The following is a 22,708-nucleotide window of genomic DNA, read 5'->3' as shown; positions in this document are numbered from 1 at the left end:
TGTGTGGGGCGCTGATTATAGACGTTACGGCTGTAATCTTCATCTGTTTGTATGGATATCGCTTTTCGGTCACTTCGCTTTCCCCTATGCTACTCCAGTTTCACTTAGAAGGTTGCCCTGACATGTCTCAACTCAAAGCGCAGTTGCGCCGCGATGGTTTTACATTTAAACAATTTTTTGTCGCTCACGATCGCTGTGCTATGAAAGTCGGCACAGACGGTATTTTACTGGGAGCCTGGGCACCTGTCGCAGGTGTTAAGCGTATTCTTGATATCGGTACCGGCAGCGGGCTGGTGGCGTTGATGCTGGCGCAACGTACAGAAGAGCATGTCACGATCGATGCGGTTGAACTGGATGCGCAGGCCGCAGAGCAGGCGCGTGAAAATGCGGCCGAATCTCCCTGGGCAGAACGGATGAAAGTGGAATGCGCAGATGTGCTGGCCTGGGCGCCTGAACAAACCGCACGTTACGATCTCATCGTCAGTAACCCTCCCTACTATGAGCCCGGCGTTGAGTGCGGTTCACCGGAGCGCGAACAGGCGCGTTATACCGGCTCCCTCAACCATAAAGCGCTACTCACCAGTGCAGCAGAACTCATCTCCGAAGAAGGTTTTTTCTGTGTCGTTCTGCCTGAGAGTACGGGCAATGCGTTCATCGGTATCGCCCAGGAAATTGGCTGGACGTTACGCTTGCGTACCGATATTTCGGATACGGAAGGACGGCTGCCGCACCGCGTACTGCTGGCGCTATCACCAAAAGAAGGTGAATGCTTTAATGACAGAATGGTGATCCGTGGGCCAGACCAGCGTTATTCCGAAGATTACACCGCCCTGACCCAGGCATTTTATCTGTTTATGTGAACCTGCGGTGAGAGTATCGACGGGCCGGATTCAGCAAGCTGATCCGGGTAATCCAGGGTATAGTGCAGCCCGCGACTCTCTTTACGCATCATCGCGCAGCGTACAATCAGTTCAGCGACCTGAACCAGATTGCGCAGCTCCAGCAAATTATTCGATACGCGGAAATTGGCATAATACTCATCAATTTCCTGTTGGAGCATGGTGATGCGGCGCAACGCGCGCTCAAGTCGTTTGGTCGTGCGTACAATCCCCACGTAGTCCCACATAAACAGTCGTAGCTCATGCCAGTTGTGCTGGATCACGACCAATTCGTCCGGGTTATCCACACGGCTTTCATCCCAGGCAGGCAGGTGCTCTGTCTCGCGGGCGTACGGCATGCGTTTCGTGATGTCTTCCGCTGCAGACCAGCCGTACACCAGGCATTCAAGCAGTGAGTTAGAGGCCATACGGTTCGCGCCGTGAAGTCCGGTATAGCTGACCTCACCGATAGCATACAGGCCATCTACATCCGTACGTCCATGGTCGTCAACCATAACGCCACCACAGGTATAGTGGGCGGCAGGTACAATGGGCACCGGATCGCGGGTTAAATCAATGCCCAGATTCAGCAGCTTTTCGTAAATCATCGGGAAGTGCTGGCGAATGAACTCTGCGGGCTTATGGCTGATATCGAGATACATGGAGTCCACGCCAAGACGTTTCATTTCATGGTCGATGGCGCGGGCAACGATGTCACGTGGCGCGAGTTCACCTCTGGCATCAAAGTCCGGCATAAAGCGTGAACCGTCAGGGCGTTTCAGGTAAGCACCTTCTCCGCGCAGCGCTTCCGTGAGCAGGAAGTTGCGTGCCTGAGGGTGGAACAATGCGGTCGGGTGAAACTGGTTAAATTCGAGGTTCGCCACGCGGCAACCGGCGCGCCAGGCCATGGCAATACCGTCTCCGGAGGCTATGTCCGGGTTGGTGGTGTACTGATATACCTTGGAGGCGCCACCTGTAGCCAGTACGACAGCCTTCGCCTGACAAGTTTCAACCTTCTCTTTATTACGATTCCAGACCCAGGCACCCACGACGCGACGCGTGCCGGGCAGGCCAATTTTGTCGGAAATAATCAGGTCCACGGCATTACTCCGCTCAAGGACCCGAATATTAGGATGACTAAGAGCCTTACTGACCAGCGTAGTTTCAACTTCTTTACCCGTGGCATCCGCGGCGTGAAGGATGCGACGGTGACTATGACCGCCTTCACGAGTAAGGTGATAGCTCTCTTCGCCATTGGGCTGAACCTGGGTATCAAATAATACCCCCTGGTCGATGAGCCATTGAACGCAATGACGGGCATTACTGGCGACAAACTCTGCGGCGTGCGTATCCACGATCCCGGCACCGGCAATCAACGTATCTTCAACGTGTGATGCAATGCTGTCTGTTTCGTCAAACACAGCGGCAATACCGCCCTGGGCATAAAATGTGGAACCTTCACTTATCGGCCCTTTACTCAGAACAATAACGTTCTGATGCTCGGCCAGACGCAGCGCCAGAGAGAGACCGGCAGCACCGCTGCCGATGATCAGTACATCACAATGAAGTTCAGGTGTTGTGTTCATGATTTTTGTTTAATTTACTAAACAGTGTTTGGTCAGAATAGCACCTGAATGCGAGATATCGCACGTTTTTTTTAAAGTCTGTTGCAATGACTAAACTCGTAAGGTGGCGTAAACAGGAGGTAAATGAATGAAATTATTTTGCGAAGCAGATCGTTAGTGTCAGATTTTGTGGTGAAATAAAGCCAGGGTTGCGTTACTCTTCTGGCGGGAAAAAGATGTTTCTTGTCAGAAAGTGGTGCGTATCGTGAACAGACTTATAATGAGAGAAAATGAACAGTCTGCGGCGCGATGAACAAAAACAAAGGCGTTACGGAACTTATTGAAGATCAGACACTCTAATTCGGTGCTTGCTCAAAGTGCGGTATTTTAGAGTGGCGTTTCGATAACGCGTGGAATTTAGGTTTGGGGAGACATTACCTCGGATGAGCGAGCAGTTAACGGACCAGGTCCTGGTTGAACGGGTCCAGAAGGGAGATCAGAAAGCCTTTAACTTACTGGTGGTGCGCTACCAGCATAAAGTGGCGAGCCTGGTTTCCCGTTATGTACCGTCAGGTGATGTACCTGATGTGGTACAAGAGTCTTTTATCAAGGCCTATCGCGCGCTGGATTCTTTCCGGGGGGATAGTGCTTTTTATACCTGGCTGTACCGTATTGCAGTCAATACGGCAAAGAATTATCTGGTCGCTCAGGGACGTCGTCCACCTTCAAGTGATGTGGACGCAATCGACGCCGAAAACTTCGAAAGTGGCGGCGCATTGAAAGAAATTTCGAACCCTGAGAACTTAATGTTGTCAGAAGAACTGAGACAAATCGTTTTTCGCACGATCGAGTCGCTCCCGGAAGATTTACGCATGGCAATTACGTTACGGGAGCTGGATGGTCTGAGCTATGAAGAGATAGCCGCTATCATGGATTGTCCGGTCGGTACGGTACGTTCACGAATTTTCCGTGCGCGAGAAGCTATTGATAATAAAGTTCAACCGCTTATCAGGCGTTGACGATAGCGGGATACTGGAAAAGGTATTAGGCATGCAGAAAGAAAAACTTTCCGCTTTAATGGATGGTGAAACGCTGGATAGTGAGCTGCTCAACGAGCTGTCTCATTCTCCCGAAATGCAAGAGACCTGGGAGAGTTACCATCTCATCCGTGACACTCTTCGTGGTGACACCGGCGAGGTTCTCCATTTCGATATCTCAGCCCGCGTGATGGCGGCCATTGAGAATGAGCCTGTTCATCAGACCACTCCGCTGATTCCTGAAGCTCAACCAGCACCTCACCAGTGGCAGAAAATGCCGTTCTGGCAAAAGGTGCGTCCGTGGGCTAGCCAGCTCACCCAAATGGGGGTGGCTGCATGCGTATCGCTTGCAGTTATCGTTGGCGTCCAGCACTATAATACTCAGTCTGAAACTAATCAGCAGCCAGAAGCGCCAGTGTTTAACACACTGCCGATGATGGGCAAAGCCAGCCCGGTAAGCCTGGGTGTACCGGCTGATGCCTCCGCCAGCGGCGGTCAGCAACAGCAGGTTCAGGAGCAGCGCCGTCGCATTAATGCGATGTTGCAGGATTATGAGTTGCAGCGTCGTCTGCACTCTGAACAGCTTCAGTTTGAGCAGGCACAAACACAGCAAGCTGCTGTGCAGGTGCCCGGAAACCAAACTTTAGGAACGCAATCGCAGTAATGAAGCAACTTTGGTTCGCCATGTCTCTGATGGCGGGTAGCTTGTTCTTCTCTGCCAACGCCTCGGCTGATGTTTCATCCGGGGCGTTGTTGCAGCAAATGAATCAGGCTAGCCAGTCACTCAATTATGAGTTGGCATTTATCAGCATCAATAAGCAGGGTGTCGAGTCGTTACGCTATCGCCATGCCCGTCTTGATAACCAGCCGCTCGCCCAGCTTTTACAGATGGATGGCCCGCGTCGGGAAGTTGTTCAGCGTGGTAAAGAAATCAGTTATTTCGAACCTGGTCTGGAGCCTTTCACGCTGAATGGCGACTATATCGTTGATTCTCTGCCGTCACTTATTTACACCGACTTCAAGCGGCTCGCCCCTTACTACGATTTTATTTCGGTAGGGCGTACGCGCATTGCGGACAGGTTGTGTGAGGTGATCCGCGTTGTTGCCCGGGATGGAACACGCTACAGCTATATCGTCTGGATTGACGCAGAAACTAAACTTCCTATGCGTGTAGACCTGCTTGACCGTGACGGTGAAACGCTGGAACAGTTCCGCGTTATCTCCTTCAATGTGAACAATCAGGTTGGAAACAGCATGCAGAATCTGGCTAAAGCCAGTCTGCCGCCACTGCTTTCTGTTCCGGCGGGTGACTCTGTTAATTTCAACTGGGTGCCTTCCTGGATCCCACAAGGGTTTAGCGAAGTTTCAAGCAGCCGTCGTCAGTTGCCAACCATTGAGACTCCCGTTGAATCGCGTCTTTATTCCGATGGATTATTCAGCTTCTCGGTGAATATCAACCGCGCAACGGCAAACAGTTCTGAACAAATGCTTCGTACCGGACGTCGTACGGTCAGCACCACGGTACGCGATAACGCAGAGATCACGATTGTGGGTGAGTTACCTCCGCAGACGGCAAAACGCATTTCTGACAGCATAAAATTCAGGGCCGCACAATGATTAAAGAGTGGGCTACGGTTGTATCGTGGCAGAATGGCATTGCGCTGGTGAGCTGCGATGTCAAAGCATCATGTAATAGCTGCGCGTCCAGAGCCGGCTGCGGCAGTCGCGTGCTAAATAAGCTCGGGCCACAAACGTCGCACACGATTTCTGTGCCAAGCGAACAGCCGTTGATGGCGGGACAGAAGGTCGAGCTGGGTATTGCGGAAGGTAGCCTGCTCAGTTCGGCTATGCTGGTTTACCTCTCCCCGCTGGTAGGGTTGTTTGTGATGGGCGGCATATTCCAGATGCTGTTTGGCACCGATGCAGCCGCCATGTGCGGTGCCGCATTAGGTGGCGTGGGAGGATTCTGGTTGGCCAAAGGTTTCTCTCTGAAGCTCGCTGCCCGCGAAGAGTGGCAACCTGTCATTCTCAGCGTTGGGCTGGCGCCAGACCAGCTTCGTGTTGAAACGCTCTCTTCTGAGGCCCGATGATCCATCGGGCTTTATCATTATTTACGTCCTAAAACAGAAAACGTCCTTTCTTCACGCTATACCTGTCTCTAAGTGCATTTCCAGGTAGCGAGGATGTAGTGTAGAATGCTGCGTTTTCGCACTGAAAAACGTCAGGCTAAGAACAGCGGCCTCCAGGAATTCGTAAGGCATAATTATTTAACTATATGAAGAACATACGTAACTTTTCGATCATTGCTCACATTGACCACGGTAAGTCGACGCTGTCTGACCGTATTATCCAGATTTGCGGTGGCCTGTCTGATCGTGAAATGGAAGCCCAGGTTCTGGACTCCATGGACCTGGAACGCGAACGCGGTATCACCATTAAAGCGCAGAGCGTCACGCTGGATTACAAAGCGGCTGATGGTGAAACCTATCAGTTAAACTTTATCGACACCCCAGGCCACGTTGACTTCTCCTATGAAGTATCACGCTCGCTGGCAGCCTGTGAAGGCGCGCTGCTGGTGGTGGATGCCGGGCAGGGCGTAGAAGCCCAGACCCTGGCAAACTGCTACACCGCGATGGAAATGGATCTCGAAGTTGTGCCGGTTCTGAATAAGATCGACCTGCCAGCCGCCGATCCTGAGCGCGTAGCGGAAGAGATTGAAGATATTGTCGGCATCGACGCGACCGATGCGGTACGCTGCTCCGCTAAGACGGGCGTGGGCGTGACCGATGTTCTGGAACGTCTGGTTCGTGATATTCCGGCTCCGGAAGGTGACCCGGATGGCCCGCTGCAGGCGCTGATCATCGACTCCTGGTTTGATAACTACCTTGGCGTTGTCTCCCTGGTGCGTATTAAAAACGGCACCATGCGTAAAGGCGACAAAATCAAGGTAATGAGTACCGGGCAAGTCTACAATGCGGATCGTCTGGGCATCTTCACGCCAAAACAGGTTGACCGTACCGAGCTGAAATGCGGCGAGGTAGGTTGGTTGGTCTGCGCAATCAAAGACATCCTTGGCGCGCCAGTAGGCGATACCCTGACGGGTGCCCGTAACCCGGCAGATAAAGCACTGCCAGGTTTTAAAAAGGTGAAACCGCAGGTTTACGCGGGTCTGTTCCCGGTTAGCTCTGACGACTACGAAAACTTCCGCGATGCACTCGGTAAGCTTAGCCTGAACGATGCCTCACTGTTCTACGAGCCAGAGAGCTCCACGGCGTTGGGCTTCGGCTTCCGCTGTGGCTTCCTCGGCCTGCTGCACATGGAGATCATTCAGGAGCGTCTGGAGCGTGAATACGATCTGGATCTGATCACCACTGCACCGACCGTAGTCTATGAAGTTGAAACCACCTCGAAAGAGGTTATCTACGTCGACAGCCCGTCCAAGCTTCCGCCGCTGAACAACATTCACGAGCTGCGCGAGCCAATCGCTGAGTGCCACATGCTGCTGCCGCAGGAGTTCCTGGGTAACGTCATTACGCTGTGTATCGAGAAGCGTGGTGTGCAGACCAACATGGTTTACCACGGTAACCAGGTGGCGCTGACCTATGAAATCCCAATGGCGGAAGTGGTACTCGACTTCTTCGACCGTCTGAAGTCAACCTCTCGTGGCTATGCGTCACTGGATTACAACTTCAAACGCTTCCAGGCCTCCAACATGGTCCGTGTGGACGTGCTGATCAACGGTGAGCGCGTGGACGCGCTGGCGCTGATCACCCACAACGACAACGCGCCATATCGTGGTCGTGAACTGGTTGAGAAGATGAAAGACCTGATCCCGCGTCAGCAGTTTGATATCGCGATTCAGGCTGCCATTGGCAACCACATTATCGCGCGTTCCACTGTAAAACAGCTGCGTAAAAACGTTCTGGCTAAATGCTATGGCGGTGACGTCAGCCGTAAGAAAAAGCTGCTGCAGAAGCAGAAAGAAGGTAAGAAGCGTATGAAGCAGGTCGGTAACGTCGAGCTGCCGCAGGAAGCATTCCTTGCCATCCTTCATGTTGGTAAAGACAGCAAATAACCCTAAGGAGTTGGCATGGCGAACATGTTTGCCCTGATCCTGGTCATTGCTACCCTGGTGACCGGTCTGTTGTGGTGTCTGGATAAGTTTATCTTCGCCCCAAAACGCCGTGAGCGGCAGGCCGCCGCTCAGGCAGCCACAGGCGATCAGCTGGATGCGAAAACGCTGAAGAAAGTCGGCCCGAAACCGGGCTGGCTGGAAACAGGAGCCTCGGTATTCCCGGTGCTGGCGATTGTGCTGGTTGTACGTTCGTTTATTTACGAACCGTTCCAGATCCCGTCAGGTTCAATGATGCCAACGCTGCTGATTGGTGATTTTATTCTGGTCGAGAAGTTTGCCTACGGCATCAAAGATCCTATCTACCAGAAAACGCTGATTGAAACGGGTCATCCGAAACGTGGCGACATCGTGGTGTTCAAATATCCGGAAGATCCGCGCCTGGACTACATTAAGCGTGCGGTGGGTCTGCCGGGTGATAAGGTCACTTACGATCCGGTTGCGAAGGAAGTTACCGTTCAGCCGGGCTGCAGTTCCGGTACGGCGTGTGAGAACGCGCTGCCAATCACGTACTCAAACGTTGAGCCAAGTGATTTTGTCCAGACCTTTGCCCGTCGTAACGGCGGCGAGGCGACCAGTGGGTTCTTCCAGGTACCGAAAGGTGAAACCAAAGAGAACGGTATTCGTCTGGTTGAGCGTAAAGAGACGCTGGGTGATGTTACGCACCGTATACTGACCGTGCCGATTGCGCAGGATCAGCTGGGTATGTATTACAAACAACCGGGTCAGCAGCTGGCAAGCTGGATTGTGCCTCCGGGACACTACTTCATGATGGGTGATAACCGCGATAATTCTGCGGACAGCCGTTACTGGGGCTTTGTACCTGAAGCGAATCTGGTGGGCAAAGCGACCGCAATCTGGATGAGTTTTGAGAAGCAGGAAGGTGAATGGCCGACCGGCGTACGCCTGAATCGTATTGGCGGAATCCATTAATTCTCATTAAATGAACGCGTAGCCGCTTTAATTAGCGGCTGCGTGAATTATTTCAGCGATAAATCTCTTCGAACTAACGACATCCCCTGTCGTTGTGTATAGAATATTCCCCCGAAGTTTAAGGTTGGCCCTGCAAGGGTGCCACGGCACACGAAACCGCGTTGGTTTTCTCAGGTCGGTTTCGTGTGCTGCATTTTTGACGCATTCATTTATTGGTATCGCATGAACCCCATCGTAATTAATCGGCTTCAACGGAAGCTGGGCTACACTTTTCATCATCAGGAGTTGTTGCAACAGGCATTAACCCATCGCAGTGCCAGCAGCAAACATAATGAGCGCCTCGAATTTTTAGGCGACTCTATTTTAAGTTTCGTGATTGCGAATGCGCTTTATCATCGTTTCCCGCGTGTGGATGAAGGTGATATGAGCCGCATGCGTGCCACGCTGGTTCGGGGCAATACCCTTGCGGAAATCGCGCGCGAATTTGAACTGGGCGAATGTCTGCGTCTTGGGCCGGGTGAACTGAAAAGCGGCGGCTTCCGTCGTGAATCTATTCTTGCCGATACGGTCGAAGCATTAATCGGTGGCGTGTTCCTGGACAGCGATATCCAGACCGTAGAAAAGCTGATCCTGAACTGGTATCAGACCCGTCTGGACGAAATCAGTCCGGGCGATAAACAAAAAGATCCGAAAACGCGCTTGCAGGAATATTTGCAGGGTCGCCATCTCCCGCTGCCATCCTATCTGGTGGTGCAGGTGCGTGGCGAAGCGCACGATCAGGAATTTACCATCCATTGCCAGGTCAGTGGCCTGAGTGAACCGGTGGTGGGCACAGGTTCTAGCCGTCGTAAGGCTGAACAGGCTGCCGCCGAACAGGCGTTGAAAATGCTGGAGCTGGAATGAGCGAAGAAAAAACCTATTGCGGATTTATTGCCATCGTCGGACGTCCGAACGTCGGCAAATCTACGCTGCTGAATAATCTGCTCGGGCAGAAGATTTCTATTACCTCACGTAAGGCGCAGACCACGCGTCATCGCATCGTGGGTATCCATACAGAAGGCGCGTATCAGGCGATTTATGTCGATACTCCGGGCCTGCACATGGAAGAGAAGCGCGCCATTAACCGCCTGATGAACAAGGCGGCGAGCAGCTCGATTGGCGACGTTGAGCTGGTCATTTTCGTTGTTGAAGGCACCCGCTGGACGCCGGACGACGAAATGGTGCTGAATAAACTGCGTGACGGTAAAACACCGGTCATCCTCGCGGTCAACAAAGTGGACAACGTACAAGAGAAGGCTGACCTGCTGCCGCATCTGCAGTGGCTCGGTAGTCAGATGAATTTCCTCGATATCGTACCGTTGTCTGCCGAGACCGGTCTGAATGTGGATACCATCGCGGGCATCGTGCGTAAGCATCTGCCGGAAGCGATCCATCACTTCCCGGAAGAGTACGTTACCGATCGCTCCCAGCGCTTTATGGCCTCTGAGATCATCCGTGAAAAGCTGATGCGCTTCCTCGGTGCTGAGCTGCCATACTCCGTGACGGTAGAAATCGAACGTTTCCAGAGCAACGAACGCGGCGGCTACGATATCAATGGCCTGATCCTCGTTGAGCGTGAAGGGCAGAAGAAGATGGTGATTGGCAACAAAGGTGCCAAGATCAAAACCATCGGCATTGAAGCCCGCAAAGACATGCAGGAGATGTTCGAAGCCCCGGTTCACCTGGAACTGTGGGTGAAAGTGAAATCTGGCTGGGCCGATGATGAGCGTGCTCTGCGCAGCCTCGGTTACGGCGAAGACCAATAACTCAAGACGACGAGTATGATGGATGGATGGCAGCGTGCCTTTGTCCTGCATAGTCGTCCCTGGAGCGAAACCAGCCTCATGCTGGACGTCTTCACGGAAGAGTCGGGCCGCGTGCGCCTTGTTGCGAAAGGCGCACGTTCCAAACGTTCTAACCTGAAAGGTGCCTTACAGCCTTTCACTCCCTTACTGGTTCGTTTTGGTGGGCGAGGGGAGGTCAAAACCCTGCGCAGTGCCGAAGCCGTCTCTCTGGCACTTCCTCTTTCTGGTATCACGCTGTACAGCGGTTTGTATATCAACGAACTCATCTCGCGCGTTCTTGAACATGAGACTCGCTTCTCTGAACTTTTCTTCGATTATCTGCACTGTATTCAGGCGCTGGCGGGTACCACCGGTACCCCCGAACCTGCGCTGCGTCGTTTCGAACTGGCGCTGCTGGGACATCTGGGATATGGCGTCGATTTTCTGCATTGTGCGGGGAGCGGAGACGAGGTCGAGGACACGATGACCTATCGTTATCGGGAAGAAAAAGGTTTTATTGCCAGCATCGTAATCGATAACAGCACATTTACCGGTCGTCATCTCCGGGCGCTGTATGAGCGCGAGTTTCCCGATCAGGACACACTGCGCGCTGCAAAACGCTTTACCCGCATTGCCCTCAAGCCGTATCTTGGCGGCAAGCCCTTAAAGAGCCGCGAATTATTCAGGCAGTTTATGCCGAAACGTTAGAGACAGAACCAAAAGAAAACCGAGGATTGTCATGGCTGAATTACTGTTAGGCGTCAACATTGATCATATCGCCACGCTGCGTAATGCGCGCGGCACGGCTTATCCTGACCCGGTTCAGGCGGCATTTATCGCCGAGCAGGCTGGCGCCGACGGCATTACCGTTCATTTGCGTGAAGACCGTCGCCATATCACCGATCGCGACGTACGTATTCTGCGTCAGACGCTGGATACCCGTATGAATCTGGAGATGGCCGTCACGGAAGAGATGCTGGCGATTGCCTGCGAGACTAAACCGCATTTCTGCTGCCTGGTACCGGAAAAGCGTCAGGAAGTGACGACCGAAGGCGGTCTGGATGTTGCAGGGCAGCTCGACAAAATGCGCGATGCCTGCAAACGTCTGGCTGATGCCGGCATCCTGGTTTCTCTGTTTATCGACGCCGATTTCGCCCAGATCAAAGCGGCAGCCGACGCGGGCGCACCGTATATCGAAATTCATACCGGTTGTTATGCTGATGCTGAAAGCGATGCTGAGCAGGCCAAAGAGCTGGAGCGTATCGCTAAAGCAGCCACTTATGCCGCAAACCTGGGCCTGAAGGTCAATGCTGGACATGGCCTCACCTACCACAACGTTAAGGCCATCGCCGCCCTGCCGGAAATGCATGAGCTGAATATCGGCCATGCGATTATTGGCCGTGCAGTGATGAGTGGCCTGAAAGAGGCGGTATCAGAGATGAAACGTCTGATGCTGGAAGCGCGCAAGTAATGGCCATTCTGGGCTTAGGCACGGATATCGTTGAAATAGCCCGCATTGAAGCGGTGATCGCCCGTAGCGGCGATCGCCTGGCAAGGCGTGTGCTAAGCGATAACGAATGGGCCATCTGGGAAGCGCATCAGCAGCCGGTGCGTTTTCTGGCCAAGCGTTTTGCTGTGAAAGAAGCGGCCGCCAAAGCCTTTGGTACGGGTATTCGAAATGGTCTGGCATTTAACCAGTTTGAAGTGTTTAACGACGAACTGGGTAAACCGCGCCTGCGTTTATGGGGCGAGGCGCAAAAGCTGGCTGAGAAGCTGGGCGTGAACCACATGCACGTGACGATCGCGGATGAACGCCACTATGCAAGCGCAACGGTGATCATCGAAAGTTAAAGTTTGTCCGCATGATGCATCAGGACAAACTTATCCCATAGCTGCTCTTCGCTCTCGACGTGTGCCGGATCTTTCAGGATAGTATTGGGGATCGGGCACACTTTCTGACAGGTCGGCGTCTCATAGTGACCGATGCATTCGGTGCAGCGGTCGCTGTTAATTTCATAAATGCTGTCGCCCATTGAAATTGCCTGGTTCGGGCATTCGGGTTCGCACATATCGCAATTGATGCATTTTTTGGTAATTAACAGCGCCATCAGGAAATTCTCAGAAACAACACAAACTGGGCGGGCATTATACGCGTCAAACCAGTTTCTTTACCAGTTCTTCGCTGTGGCGAATGCGCTCGGGTGCGTGTTCCAGATCCTGCTGCACCAGCGCCATAAACAGCAGATCGGTCAGCATCATTTGCGCACTGGTGGATGAGATAGCCGCACTGCGCGTAGCCTGCTCTTCGGCAATGGTATATAAACAGCGCGTTGCCCGCTGTTGCAGGGCATTCGGAGTAAAGCCGGTGATTGCCAGAATTTTACCGCCGACACGCAGGGCTTCGTCGGTCGCCATATTGATTTCACGACGCTCACCGGAATAGGAGATTGCCAGCAGCAGATCGTCAGGATCCATCGCCTGTACAGTCGCCAGCAAGGCGTGCATATCCTGCTCGACAATGGCGTTATAACCGATTTTGGTTAGCTTCCAGCCAAAATTACGTGCCACCAGGCCGGATGCGCCAATTCCGGTCAAAATGATACGCCGTGCTGCACGTAGCATCGCCACGCTCTCCAGCAGTTTCTCTTCCGTGTTCACATCGAGCGTCGCATGCATGGCCGCGACATTCTCTTTAATCAGCTTTTCCCCAACCAGACGCATCGGGTCATCACCACGGATCTGGTTATGTACGGGCATCGACTGCGGATTGGGGTTACTCACCAGCGCTTCGCTAATCGCCAGTTTGAGGGCGGGAAAGCCCTTAAAGCCAATCTTCTGGGCAAATTTCACCACGCTTGATTGACTCACACCGGCTTCACTCGCCAGCTGCTGCGAGCTGAGATGGCGGGCGCGATCGGGCTGAGAAAGCAGATAATCCGCCAGCTTTTTGTCGCTTTGAGCAAAGCCTGCATACCGCTGGCGAATACGAATTAAACAGTTCATAGGTTCTCCTGGCGAAAATGTGATTATCTGCGCAAATACGAATTTTGCTCGCCTGAATGAATTTTATATTCCATTATAGTGTGATTATTATGAATTAAAAATTCCTGAGGTACAAAACATGAATCTTGGCTCACTTGTTTCAGAAACGCGTAACCCGCAAACCATGGATCTGGATGCACTTTCCACCCTTGAGCTGGTTAGCCGTTTTAATCAACAGGATACGCTGGTGGCGCAGGCAGTGAAAGAGACATTACCTGAGGTGGCGAAAGCTGTCGATGCCGCGGCGGAAGCACTGAAGGCGGGTGGTCGTATTATTTATATGGGGGCCGGAACCAGCGGGCGTCTTGGCGTACTGGATGCGTCCGAATGCCCACCGACGTTTGGTGTTCCACACGGTCTGGTGGTCGGGTTGATTGCCGGTGGTCCAGGTGCGCTGCTGAAAGCCGTTGAAGGGGCGGAAGATAACAAACAGCTGGGCGAGGATGACCTGAAGGCGCTGAATCTGACAGCGAAGGATCTGGTGGTCGGGCTGGCGGCATCCGGGCGCACGCCGTACGTCATTGGCGGGCTGGAATACGCTAACCAGACCGGCTGCACGACGGTCGCCATCTCCTGTAACCCAGGCTCACCGATTGCACAGGTGGCCGCTATAGCTATCTCTCCGGTGGTCGGGCCGGAAGCGCTGACCGGCTCCACGCGCCTGAAATCCGGGACCGCGCAAAAGCTGGTGCTCAATATGATCTCCACCGGTGCAATGGTGAAGTTCGGCAAGGTTTACCAGAACCTGATGGTGGATATGCAGGCGACCAACGTCAAGCTGGTGGACAGAGCCTGCCGCATGGTGATGGAGGCGACGGGCGCAGGGCGTGAAGAGGCAGAAGCGGTGCTCAAACAGACCGATCACGATGTTAAACCGGCCATTCTGATGATCTTAAGTGGGCTGGACGCTGAGGCCGCGAGAGCCAAACTCGATGCGCATAACGGTTTCTTACGGGCGGCATTAGAAAACTAACAGAGGCGTGTATGGATAAAACAGCAGCGCTCGCCAGCAATATCCTGCAAGGAATTGGTGGGGAAGAAAATATTCAGCGTCTGGAAAACTGCATGACGCGCGTGAGGGTCGAAGTGCATAACGATGATCAGCTTGATGTGCCGCGTCTGAAGCAGCTTTCCGGCGTCAGCGGCTACGTGAAACAGGGGCAACAGCACCAGTTGATCGTCGGGCCGGGGAAAGCGGCACAGGTGGTCGATGCCATGCGCGCACTGATGGGCAGCAGAGCAAGCGTGTCGATTGAGGATGCTGAACGCACCAAAGCGCAGGCAAAGGCCAAATACAAAGCCCCAATGAGCGATGCGCTGCGCCAGCTGGCAAACGTCTTTATTCCGTTGATCCCAGCGTTCATTGCTTCTGGTTTGATCACCGGGATCATTAACATCCTCAAGCGCCCGGATATTGTTGGGGATTTTGCCACTCAGTATCCGAATCTGCTGGGTATTCTCGGGATTTTCGGCAGCGCAGTGTTTGCCATCATGAACATTCTGGTCGGGGTGAACACGGCTAAAGTATTTGGTGGCTCGCTGGCCATGGGCGGGGTGATGGCAGGGATTTTATCCAGCCCACAACTGGCACAGATAACCCTGTTTGGCGAGGCGCTTCAGCCGGGACGCGGCGGGGTGATTGCTGTACTGCTGGTGGTGATCCTGATGTGCTGGATCGAGAAAAAATTGCGCGCTCTTTTGCCCGGATCAATTGAGCTTATCCTCAATCCACTGCTGACGACACTTATCACCGGCAGTGTGGCGATTGTTGCACTGCAACCCCTGGGCGGCTGGATCTCAGAAGCGATTGCCCATGGCGCGTCTTTGGCTATCGATCGCGGCGGCCTGTTAGTCGGGGCGGTGCTGTCTGGCACTTTCCTGCCATTAGTGCTGACCGGTCTGCATCAGGGTCTGGTACCGATCCATGTCGAGCTGGTGCAGACGCACGGTTACAACGCGCTTCTGCCTATCCTCTCTATGGCAGGCGTGGGACAGGTTGGTGCGGCCATCGCTGTGCTGATGAAAACCCGCAATATGCGCCTGAAAAAAGTGATTAAAGGCGCACTTCCTGTCGGTTTGCTTGGCATTGGTGAACCGCTGATTTTTGGCGTCACGCTGCCGCTGGGTAAACCGTTCCTCGCTGCCTGTCTGGGTGGTGCGGTAGGTGGAGCACTCATCAGCTACTGGAAAGTCGCCACTGTTATCACTTTTGGACTGTCCGGTTTACCGCTGGCGTTGACCATCGTGACCGGAAAAGTGATGCTCTATCTGTTAGGCTATTTAGTAGCGGTGATAGCCGGGTTCCTGTTTACCTGGCTGTTAGGATTCAACGATCCAGAGGAGTAAAGTTTGGCAAATCATGAGCGTCGCGTTGTCTTTTTCGACCTGGATGGAACGCTGCATCAGCAGGATATGTTTGGTACGTTTATGCGCTACCTGTTGCGGCGTCAGCCTCTGAATGCACTGCTCGTATTACCGCTCTTACCCGTGATTGGCATCGCGCTGCTGGTGAAAGGCCGGGCAGCGCGATGGCCGATGAGTCTGCTGCTGTGGGGATGCACGTTTGGCCACAGTGAATCGCGACTCAAACAGCTCGAACAGGATTTTGCACACTGGTTTCGCGGTCATGTCGCCGCGTTTCCTGTCGTTCAGGCGCGTCTCACCAGCTATCTCGATGCGAACGATGCCGATATCTGGCTGATTACCGGTTCACCGCAGACGCTGGTTGAGCAGGTCTATTTTGATACCCCATGGCTCCCCAGGGTGAATCTTATCGCCACACAGATTGCTCGCGGTTATGGCGGTTGGGTGCTCACCCTGCGTTGCCTGGGACATGAAAAAGTGGTGCAACTGGAGAAACGCATCGGTACACCGCTGCGTCTTTACAGCGGCTACAGTGACAGCAAACAGGACAATCCGCTGCTCTATTTTTGCCAGCATCGCTGGCGTGTCACGCCGGTGGGAGAACTTCAGCAACTCGAATAGTCTTCTCTCTGGAGGGTGTGTATAATGCCGCCCGCTTTTAGACCGGAGTATCAACCCTTGTCCAATCCTGAACACAATCATGAATACTGGATGCGCCACGCGCTAACGCTGGCTCAACGTGCCTGGGAAGAGGGCGAGGTCCCCGTGGGTGCCGTGCTGGTTTACAACAACCAGGTGATTGGAGAAGGCTGGAATCGCCCGATTGGCCGTCACGATCCCACTGCTCACGCCGAAATCATGGCGCTTCGACAAGGTGGGCTGGTGTTGCAAAACTATCGCCTGCTCGACACCACGCTGTACGTGACGCTTGAACCCTGTGTGATGTGTTCTGGTGCGATGGTACACAGCCGTATTGGCACGCTTGTCTTCGGTGCGCGGGATGAAAAAACCGGCGCTGCCGGCTCACTGATGGATGTTCTGGGACACCCGGGGATGAACCATCAGGTCAAGACTATCGGCGGGGTGCTTGCACCAGAGTGTTCGGGGCTACTAAGTGATTTCTTTCGAATGCGCCGGCAGCAGAAAAAGCAACAAAAGGCAGAATTGAAGTTGTCGGACGATTAAGTTCATCCGGTGCCACAACCGGGTAACTTTGAGCCAGTTGTTTTGCCTCTGCCGCTTCTTTCTCTTTTTCCAGCAGGTATCCTACCAGGCTTATCTGATATTTACGGATATTTTCCACATAGGCGTAAGCCTCATGTCCGCGTGCGTAGCCATATGTCAGCTTGTTGTACCAGGGTTTCTGGCTCAGCAGTGGCAACCGCTGTTTAACGTCTGACCAGCTGTCCGGGTTACCTTTCGTTTTCGCCGTCAACGCTCGCGCATCAAGCATATGCGCATAACCCATGTTGTAGGCGGCCAGCGCGAACCAGATCCGCTCTTCTTCCGGCACTGTTTCCGGTACCTTGGCCATCATATCCTGCAGGTAGCGCGCACCACCGCTGATGCTCTGTTCGGCATCGGTACGGTCATTCACACCCAGGCTCAGGGCGGTATTTTTGGTTAGCATCATTAAACCGCGTACGCCCGTGGGCGACGTGGCCTGGGTATCCCAGTGAGATTCCTGATAGGAGATAGCCGCCAGCAGTTTCCAGTCAATTTCCTGGGCGTATTTTTCAAACAACGGCTGCAGATCCGGCAAGACACCGTCTATCGCGCGCAGGAAGCTGCGGGTGTCAACATAGTCAAAGTCGTCACCGTGACCGAGATACTTCTCCTCAAGACGCGCCAGGGTACCGTCTTCATTGATGGTATTGAAGAAATCGAGCATCGCCGCAGAGACGGTCTGATCGTCGTCGAGCTGGGTAAACCAGGTAACGGGTTGTTCATCTGTCACGTCCAGCGCTACGGCGATCTCAGGGTGAACGCGCTGGAAAAGACTGATCGCAACCGAATCAGCGATGGTATAGGGCAGTTTCTGATTTTTAACCTGTTCCAGCAGTTCCGTAGTGCCGAGTTTGGGATCGACTGTCCAGCTCAGGTCCGGGTATTTCTTCTCCTTGAGCTCACGCAGATCGTCAATCACCACATGGCCGGGGGCAATCGTCAGTTGTTGATCGTTAATGGTAGCAAGCGTGCGCGGGCGAACGCTTCCGACACGGTAGACCAGTTGCTGCGAAACGGAGTAGTAGGTCGGGCCTGGCTGATAGTTCTTGCTGCGCTCGCTGTTATACACCAGCCCGGCCGCGAGCATATCGGCATCGTCGTTATCGAGGTCATCAAACAACTGGTTGATATTCTGGCGGACGGTAATTTTAAGCTTTACGCCAAGATAATCGGCGAACTGTTGGGCCAGTTCGTAATCCAGACCAATAACTTTGCCGTTGATGTCGCTGTAGATCAGCGGAGAGTTTAGGGTACTGACGCGCAATTCCCCCCGCTCCTTTATGGCGGCGATACGGTTTTCGGCTTTGCCGAACCAGGGGATAGAAGGCCAGAGGGCCACTGCCAGCAGCAACGTCACAATGCCGATGAGCAGATAATTAATCTTTAATTTTTTCAATTAGTTAATTCTCTGCGACGCCGGTTGCCTCAGTCTGCTGTAGCCATGTTAATAATAAGGTTTGCCATTGAATGAGCGGCATTTTGCGTAAACTTGCGCCACTTGGCAACCCATTAGAGAGACAGGTCACATCTATTGTTAAACATCTGCGTAGATTTTATTTCGACGCAAACGGTTTCGTCGGCGCTCAGGATTCTCTATAATGACGCCCGTTTTCCCCCCTTGCGCACACTGTAAGCGCCCCGGCGCTTCGAAGACGAGAGACTTATGATGGAAATTCTGCGTGGTTCGCCTGCACTGTCTGCCTTCCGTATTAACAAACTGCTGGCACGTTTTCAGGCGGCCGACCTTCCGGTAAGCAATATTTACGCTGAGTATGTCCATTTTGCTGACCTGAATGCCCCCCTGAATGCAGAGGAGCGCGTACAGCTGGAACGCCTGCTCAAGTATGGCCCAAGTCTGAGCAGCCATACGCCAACCGGCAAACTGATCCTTGCGACACCGCGTCCGGGCACCATCTCCCCCTGGTCTTCCAAAGCCACCGACATCGCCCACAACTGTGGCCTGAGCCAGATTAACCGTCTGGAACGCGGTGTGGCGTACTATGTGGAAGCTTCCACTCTGAGCGAAGAACAGTGGCAGGCGGTTGCAGCTGAGCTTCATGACCGCATGATGGAGAGTGTTTTTGCCTCTCTCGATGACGCGCAGAAGCTATTCTCCCACCATCAGCCTGCGCCGGTACAGAGCGTGGATTTGCTGGGGCAGGGGCGCCAGGCACTGATTGACGCGAACCTGCGTCTTGGCCTGGCACTGGCAGAAGACGAAATTGATTATCTGCAGGATGCGTTTGTTAAGCTGAACCGCAATCCGAATGACATCGAACTCTATATGTTCGCGCAGGCCAACTCTGAACACTGTCGTCACAAGATTTTCAACGCCGACTGGGTTATCGACGGCGAACAGCAGCCGAAGTCGCTGTTCAAAATGATTAAAAACACCATGGAAAAAACCCCTGACCACGTGCTGTCTGCCTACAAAGACAACGCTGCGGTGATGGAAGGTTCCGAGGTGGGCCGCTTCTTCGCCGATCGCGAAGCAGGGCGCTATGACTTCCATCAGGAGCCCGCGCATATCCTGATGAAGGTCGAAACCCATAACCACCCGACGGCGATCTCCCCGTGGCCGGGGGCGGCGACCGGTTCCGGCGGTGAAATCCGTGATGAAGGTGCGACCGGTCGCGGGGCTAAACCAAAAGCTGGTCTGGTCGGTTTCTCCGTTTCCAACCTGCGCATCCCGGGTTTTGAACAGCCGTGGGAAGAAGATTTCGGCAAGCCAGAGCGCATTGTAACCGCGCTGGATATCATGACCGAAGGCCCACTGGGCGGCGCGGCGTTTAACAACGAATTTGGTCGTCCGGCGCTGAACGGTTACTTCCGTACCTATGAAGAGAAAGTGGACAGCCACAACGGCGAAGAGCTGCGCGGCTACCACAAACCGATCATGCTGGCGGGGGGGATCGGCAACATTCGCGCCGATCACGTGCAGAAAGGCGAGATCGTCGTGGGCGCGAAGCTGATCGTCCTCGGTGGCCCGGCAATGAACATCGGCCTGGGCGGTGGGGCGGCTTCTTCTATGACCTCTGGTCAGTCTGATGCGGATCTCGACTTTGCTTCCGTGCAGCGCGACAACCCGGAAATGGAGCGTCGTTGCCAGGAAGTGATCGACCGCTGCTGGCAGCTGGGTGAAGCTAACCCAATTCTGTTTATTCACGATGTGGGCGCGGGCGGTTTGTCTAACGCCATGCCGGAGTTGGTGAGCGACGGCGGTCGCGGTGGCCGTTTCAACCTGCGCGACATCCTGAGCGATGAGCCGGGTATGAGCCCGCTGGAAATCTGGTGTAACGAATCTCAGGAACGTTATGTTCTGGCCGTTGCAGCGGATCAATTACCGCTGTTTGACGAGCTGTGCCGCCGCGAGCGTGCGCCGTATGCCGTTATTGGTGAAGCGACCGAAGAGAAGCATCTCTCCTTAAGCGACACCCACTTTGACAACCAGCCGATCGATCTGCCGCTGGACGTTCTGCTCGGTAAAACGCCGAAGATGACCCGCGACGTTGAAACCCGTAAAGCGGCAGGAAAAGCGCTGGATCTTAAGGGCATTACCGTTGCGGAAGCGGTCAACCGCGTGCTGCACCTGCCGGCCGTGGCAGAGAAAACCTTCCTCGTGACCATCGGCGACCGTACCGTGACCGGTATGGTATCGCGCGATCAGATGGTCGGTCCGTGGCAGATCCCGGTCGCTAACTGCGCCGTGACCACCGCGAGCCTCGACAGCTACTACGGCGAAGCAATGGCGCTGGGTGAACGTACCCCGGTGGCGCTGCTGGACTTCGCGGCCTCTGCTCGTCTGGCCGTTGGTGAAGCGCTGACTAACATCGCTGCAACCCAGATTGGCGATATCAAACGTATCAAACTTTCTGCGAACTGGATGGCCGCTGCTGGTCACCCGGGTGAAGACGCAGGCTTGTATGAAGCGGTAAAAGCGGTGGGTGAAGAGCTGTGCCCTGCGCTGGGCCTGACCATTCCGGTGGGTAAAGACTCCATGTCGATGAAGACCCGCTGGCAGGAAGGCAACGAGCAGCGCGAGATCACCTCTCCGCTGTCGCTGATTATCTCCGCCTTTGCTCGCGTGGAAGACGTTCGTCATACCGTTACGCCGCAGCTCGTGACCGAAGACAACGCCCTGCTGCTGATTGACCTGGGTAAAGGCAACAACGCGCTGGGTGCGACCGCGCTGGCGCAGGTTTACCGTCAGTTGGGTGATAAGCCAGCTGACGTGCGCGATGTGGCGCAGTTAAAAGGCTTCTACGATGCCATCCAGGCGCTGGTTGCGCAGCGTAAGCTGCTGGCCTACCACGACCGTTCTGACGGCGGCCTGCTGGTGACGCTGGCAGAAATGGCCTTCACCGGCCACTGTGGCGTGGAAGCGAATATTGCCTCTCTGGGCGAAGACCGTCTGGCGGCGCTGTTTAACGAAGAGCTGGGCGCCGTGATTCAGGTTCGTGCGGCAGATCGCGACGCGGTTGAAGCCATCCTTGCGAAGCACGGTCTGGCAGATTGTGTGCACTATCTGGGTAAAGCCGTTCAGGGCGACCGCTTCGTCATTGAAGCTGACGGTCATGCCGTGTTCAGCGAAAGCCGCTCCACGCTGCGTATGTGGTGGGCAGAAACCACCTGGCAGATGCAGCGTCTGCGCGACAACCCGGAATGTGCCGATCAGGAGCATAACGCGAAGGCAAATGACAACGATCCAGGCCTGAACGTGAAACTCTCCTTCGACATCAACGAAGATATTGCTGCGCCGTACATTGCGAAGGGCGCGCGTCCGAAAGTGGCCGTGCTGCGCGAGCAGGGCGTTAACTCCCACGTTGAGATGGCCGCAGCCTTCCACCGCGCGGGCTTTGATGCAATCGACGTTCACATGAGCGACCTGCTGGCAGGCCGCACCGGTCTGGAAGATTTCCAGGCGCTGGTGGCGTGCGGTGGCTTCTCCTACGGTGACGTGCTGGGCGCGGGTGAAGGTTGGGCGAAGTCCATTCTGTTCAACAATCGCGTGCGTGACGAGTTCGAAACCTTCTTCCATCGTCCGCAAACCCTGGCGCTGGGCGTGTGTAACGGCTGCCAGATGATGTCCAACCTGCGTGAACTGATCCCGGGCAGCGAAGCCTGGCCGCGCTTTGTGCGCAACCAGTCTGACCGCTTCGAAGCGCGTTTTAGCCTGGTGGAAGTGACTCAGAGTCCTTCTCTGCTGCTGCAGGGCATGGTGGGTTCGCAGATGCCAATCGCGGTGTCTCACGGCGAAGGTCAGGTTGAAGTGCGTGACGCCGCGCATCTGGCTCAGCTGGAGAGCAAAGGCCTGGTGGCGCTGCGCTTTGTCGATAACTTCGGTAAGGTCACTCAAACCTACCCGGCCAACCCGAACGGTTCGGCAAACGGGATTACTGCTGTTACCAGCGAAAGCGGTCGCGCAACCATCATGATGCCGCACCCGGAGCGTGTATTCCGTACCGTGAGCAACTCCTGGCACCCGGAAAACTGGGGCGAGGACAGCCCGTGGATGCGTATTTTCCGCAACGCGCGTAAACAGTTGGGTTAAGCAATAAAATGAATGCAGGCCCGGTGAGCGGAAACGCCACCGGGCTTTTTTATACCTGTCGCAAAACCGCGACAACGCAGTAAAAGAGTGTCTCCAAATGGAGACATTTAACTTATTGATTTTTATATGACACGACAGTTTCCCGTTAAGGTGTTG

Annotated in this window: 22 protein-coding genes; 18 read left to right on the top strand and 4 right to left on the bottom strand. The window is 54.3% G+C overall.

From position 1 onward, the window contains the following. The first annotated feature begins 122 nt into the window (after positions 1-122). The gene (trmN, locus tag ACLHV9_RS18470; protein WP_108090931.1) at positions 123-860 is read left to right on the top strand and encodes a tRNA(1)(Val) (adenine(37)-N(6))-methyltransferase TrmN; all 738 of its coding nucleotides are present in this window, start codon (positions 123-125) and stop codon (positions 858-860) included. Here trmN and nadB read toward each other — a convergent pair. Then, positions 845-2,464: an L-aspartate oxidase gene (nadB, locus tag ACLHV9_RS18465; protein ID WP_108090930.1), complete on the bottom strand. Its 1,620-nt coding sequence runs from the start codon at positions 2,462-2,464 to the stop codon at positions 845-847. The genes trmN and nadB overlap by 16 nt on opposite strands. Before the next feature lie 363 nt (positions 2,465-2,827). Here nadB and rseD point away from each other — a divergent pair, with 363 nt between their 5' ends. The 12 genes from rseD (at position 2,828) to acpS (ending at position 12,219) form a co-directional block, all read left to right on the top strand. Next, positions 2,828-2,890 carry a rpoE leader peptide RseD gene (gene rseD / locus ACLHV9_RS18460; RefSeq protein ID WP_229255512.1) on the top strand — a complete coding sequence of 21 codons (63 nt, stop codon included), beginning with the start codon at positions 2,828-2,830 and terminating at the stop codon, positions 2,888-2,890. After that, entirely contained in the window at positions 2,887-3,462 is a 576-nt protein-coding gene (gene rpoE / locus ACLHV9_RS18455) for an RNA polymerase sigma factor RpoE (protein ID WP_006176728.1), read from the top strand. Before rseD ends, rpoE begins: the two co-directional genes overlap by 4 nt. 31 nt (positions 3,463-3,493) lie before the next feature. Continuing rightward, positions 3,494-4,144: an anti-sigma-E factor RseA gene (gene rseA, locus ACLHV9_RS18450; RefSeq protein WP_014832926.1), complete on the top strand. Its 651-nt coding sequence runs from the start codon at positions 3,494-3,496 to the stop codon at positions 4,142-4,144. Continuing rightward, a complete protein-coding gene (rseB, locus tag ACLHV9_RS18445; RefSeq protein ID WP_028016056.1) occupies positions 4,144-5,097 on the top strand; it encodes a sigma-E factor regulatory protein RseB in 954 nt (317 codons plus the stop codon). The genes rseA and rseB overlap by 1 nt, the downstream gene beginning before the upstream one ends. After that, on the top strand, positions 5,094-5,570 hold the full coding sequence (gene rseC / locus ACLHV9_RS18440; protein WP_108090927.1) for a SoxR-reducing system protein RseC: 477 nt from the start codon (positions 5,094-5,096) through the stop codon (positions 5,568-5,570). The genes rseB and rseC overlap by 4 nt, the downstream gene beginning before the upstream one ends. Before the next feature lie 185 nt (positions 5,571-5,755). Next, the gene (gene lepA / locus ACLHV9_RS18435; RefSeq protein ID WP_028016058.1) at positions 5,756-7,555 is read left to right on the top strand and encodes a translation elongation factor 4; all 1,800 of its coding nucleotides are present in this window, start codon (positions 5,756-5,758) and stop codon (positions 7,553-7,555) included. A gap of 15 nt (positions 7,556-7,570) precedes the next feature. After that, entirely contained in the window at positions 7,571-8,545 is a 975-nt protein-coding gene (lepB, locus tag ACLHV9_RS18430; protein WP_028016059.1) for a signal peptidase I, read from the top strand. A gap of 222 nt (positions 8,546-8,767) precedes the next feature. Continuing rightward, positions 8,768-9,448 carry a ribonuclease III gene (gene rnc / locus ACLHV9_RS18425; RefSeq protein ID WP_003860711.1) on the top strand — a complete coding sequence of 227 codons (681 nt, stop codon included), beginning with the start codon at positions 8,768-8,770 and terminating at the stop codon, positions 9,446-9,448. After that, positions 9,445-10,350: a GTPase Era gene (era, locus tag ACLHV9_RS18420; RefSeq protein WP_049005958.1), complete on the top strand. Its 906-nt coding sequence runs from the start codon at positions 9,445-9,447 to the stop codon at positions 10,348-10,350. The genes rnc and era overlap by 4 nt, the downstream gene beginning before the upstream one ends. 18 nt (positions 10,351-10,368) lie before the next feature. Beyond that, complete coding sequence (recO, locus tag ACLHV9_RS18415) at positions 10,369-11,076, top strand: DNA repair protein RecO (protein WP_108090941.1); 708 nt, start codon at positions 10,369-10,371, stop codon at positions 11,074-11,076. A gap of 31 nt (positions 11,077-11,107) precedes the next feature. Next, positions 11,108-11,839, top strand: a complete 732-nt coding sequence (gene pdxJ, locus ACLHV9_RS18410) for a pyridoxine 5'-phosphate synthase (RefSeq protein ID WP_407220935.1) — start codon at positions 11,108-11,110, stop codon at positions 11,837-11,839. Then, positions 11,839-12,219 (top strand): holo-ACP synthase, encoded by a 381-nt coding sequence (gene acpS / locus ACLHV9_RS18405; RefSeq protein WP_028014094.1) that lies wholly within the window; start codon positions 11,839-11,841, stop codon positions 12,217-12,219. The genes pdxJ and acpS overlap by 1 nt, the downstream gene beginning before the upstream one ends. On the opposite strand, the gene ACLHV9_RS18400 is transcribed toward acpS, so the two are convergent. Both ACLHV9_RS18400 and ACLHV9_RS18395 read right to left on the bottom strand, forming a co-directional pair. Next, positions 12,216-12,476, bottom strand: coding sequence for a YfhL family 4Fe-4S dicluster ferredoxin (locus ACLHV9_RS18400; RefSeq protein WP_008502177.1), 261 nt, complete (start codon positions 12,474-12,476; stop codon positions 12,216-12,218). The two genes, acpS and ACLHV9_RS18400, sit on opposite strands and share 4 nt — an antisense overlap. A gap of 46 nt (positions 12,477-12,522) precedes the next feature. Next, the gene (locus ACLHV9_RS18395; RefSeq protein ID WP_028016063.1) at positions 12,523-13,371 is read right to left on the bottom strand and encodes a MurR/RpiR family transcriptional regulator; all 849 of its coding nucleotides are present in this window, start codon (positions 13,369-13,371) and stop codon (positions 12,523-12,525) included. 118 nt (positions 13,372-13,489) lie between these two features. Here ACLHV9_RS18395 and murQ point away from each other — a divergent pair, with 118 nt between their 5' ends. The 4 genes from murQ to tadA are packed head-to-tail and all read left to right on the top strand — an operon-like array spanning position 13,490 to position 16,959. Then, positions 13,490-14,383 (top strand): N-acetylmuramic acid 6-phosphate etherase, encoded by an 894-nt coding sequence (gene murQ, locus ACLHV9_RS18390; RefSeq protein WP_108090926.1) that lies wholly within the window; start codon positions 13,490-13,492, stop codon positions 14,381-14,383. A gap of 11 nt (positions 14,384-14,394) precedes the next feature. Continuing rightward, positions 14,395-15,756, top strand: a complete 1,362-nt coding sequence (locus ACLHV9_RS18385) for a PTS transporter subunit EIIC (RefSeq protein ID WP_108090925.1) — start codon at positions 14,395-14,397, stop codon at positions 15,754-15,756. 3 nt (positions 15,757-15,759) lie between these two features. Next, positions 15,760-16,395, top strand: coding sequence for a phosphatidylglycerophosphatase C (gene yfhb / locus ACLHV9_RS18380; protein ID WP_108090924.1), 636 nt, complete (start codon positions 15,760-15,762; stop codon positions 16,393-16,395). Positions 16,396-16,419: 24 nt separating this feature from the next. Then, complete coding sequence (tadA, locus tag ACLHV9_RS18375; RefSeq protein ID WP_108090923.1) at positions 16,420-16,959, top strand: tRNA adenosine(34) deaminase TadA; 540 nt, start codon at positions 16,420-16,422, stop codon at positions 16,957-16,959. On the opposite strand, the gene mltF is transcribed toward tadA, so the two are convergent. Beyond that, on the bottom strand, positions 16,847-18,397 hold the full coding sequence (gene mltF, locus ACLHV9_RS18370; protein WP_108090922.1) for a membrane-bound lytic murein transglycosylase MltF: 1,551 nt from the start codon (positions 18,395-18,397) through the stop codon (positions 16,847-16,849). The genes tadA and mltF overlap by 113 nt on opposite strands. 267 nt (positions 18,398-18,664) lie before the next feature. Here mltF and purL point away from each other — a divergent pair, with 267 nt between their 5' ends. Next, positions 18,665-22,552, top strand: a complete 3,888-nt coding sequence (purL, locus tag ACLHV9_RS18365; RefSeq protein ID WP_108090921.1) for a phosphoribosylformylglycinamidine synthase — start codon at positions 18,665-18,667, stop codon at positions 22,550-22,552. Positions 22,553-22,708: the final 156 nt, after the last annotated feature.

It is taken from the genome of Enterobacter sp. CPE_E890, from assembly GCF_046521475.1.
GTDB lineage: Bacteria > Pseudomonadota > Gammaproteobacteria > Enterobacterales > Enterobacteriaceae > Enterobacter > Enterobacter adelaidei.
The sequence above is the reverse complement of the archived record's forward strand: the minus strand, read 5'-3'. Positions and strand labels throughout refer to the sequence as shown.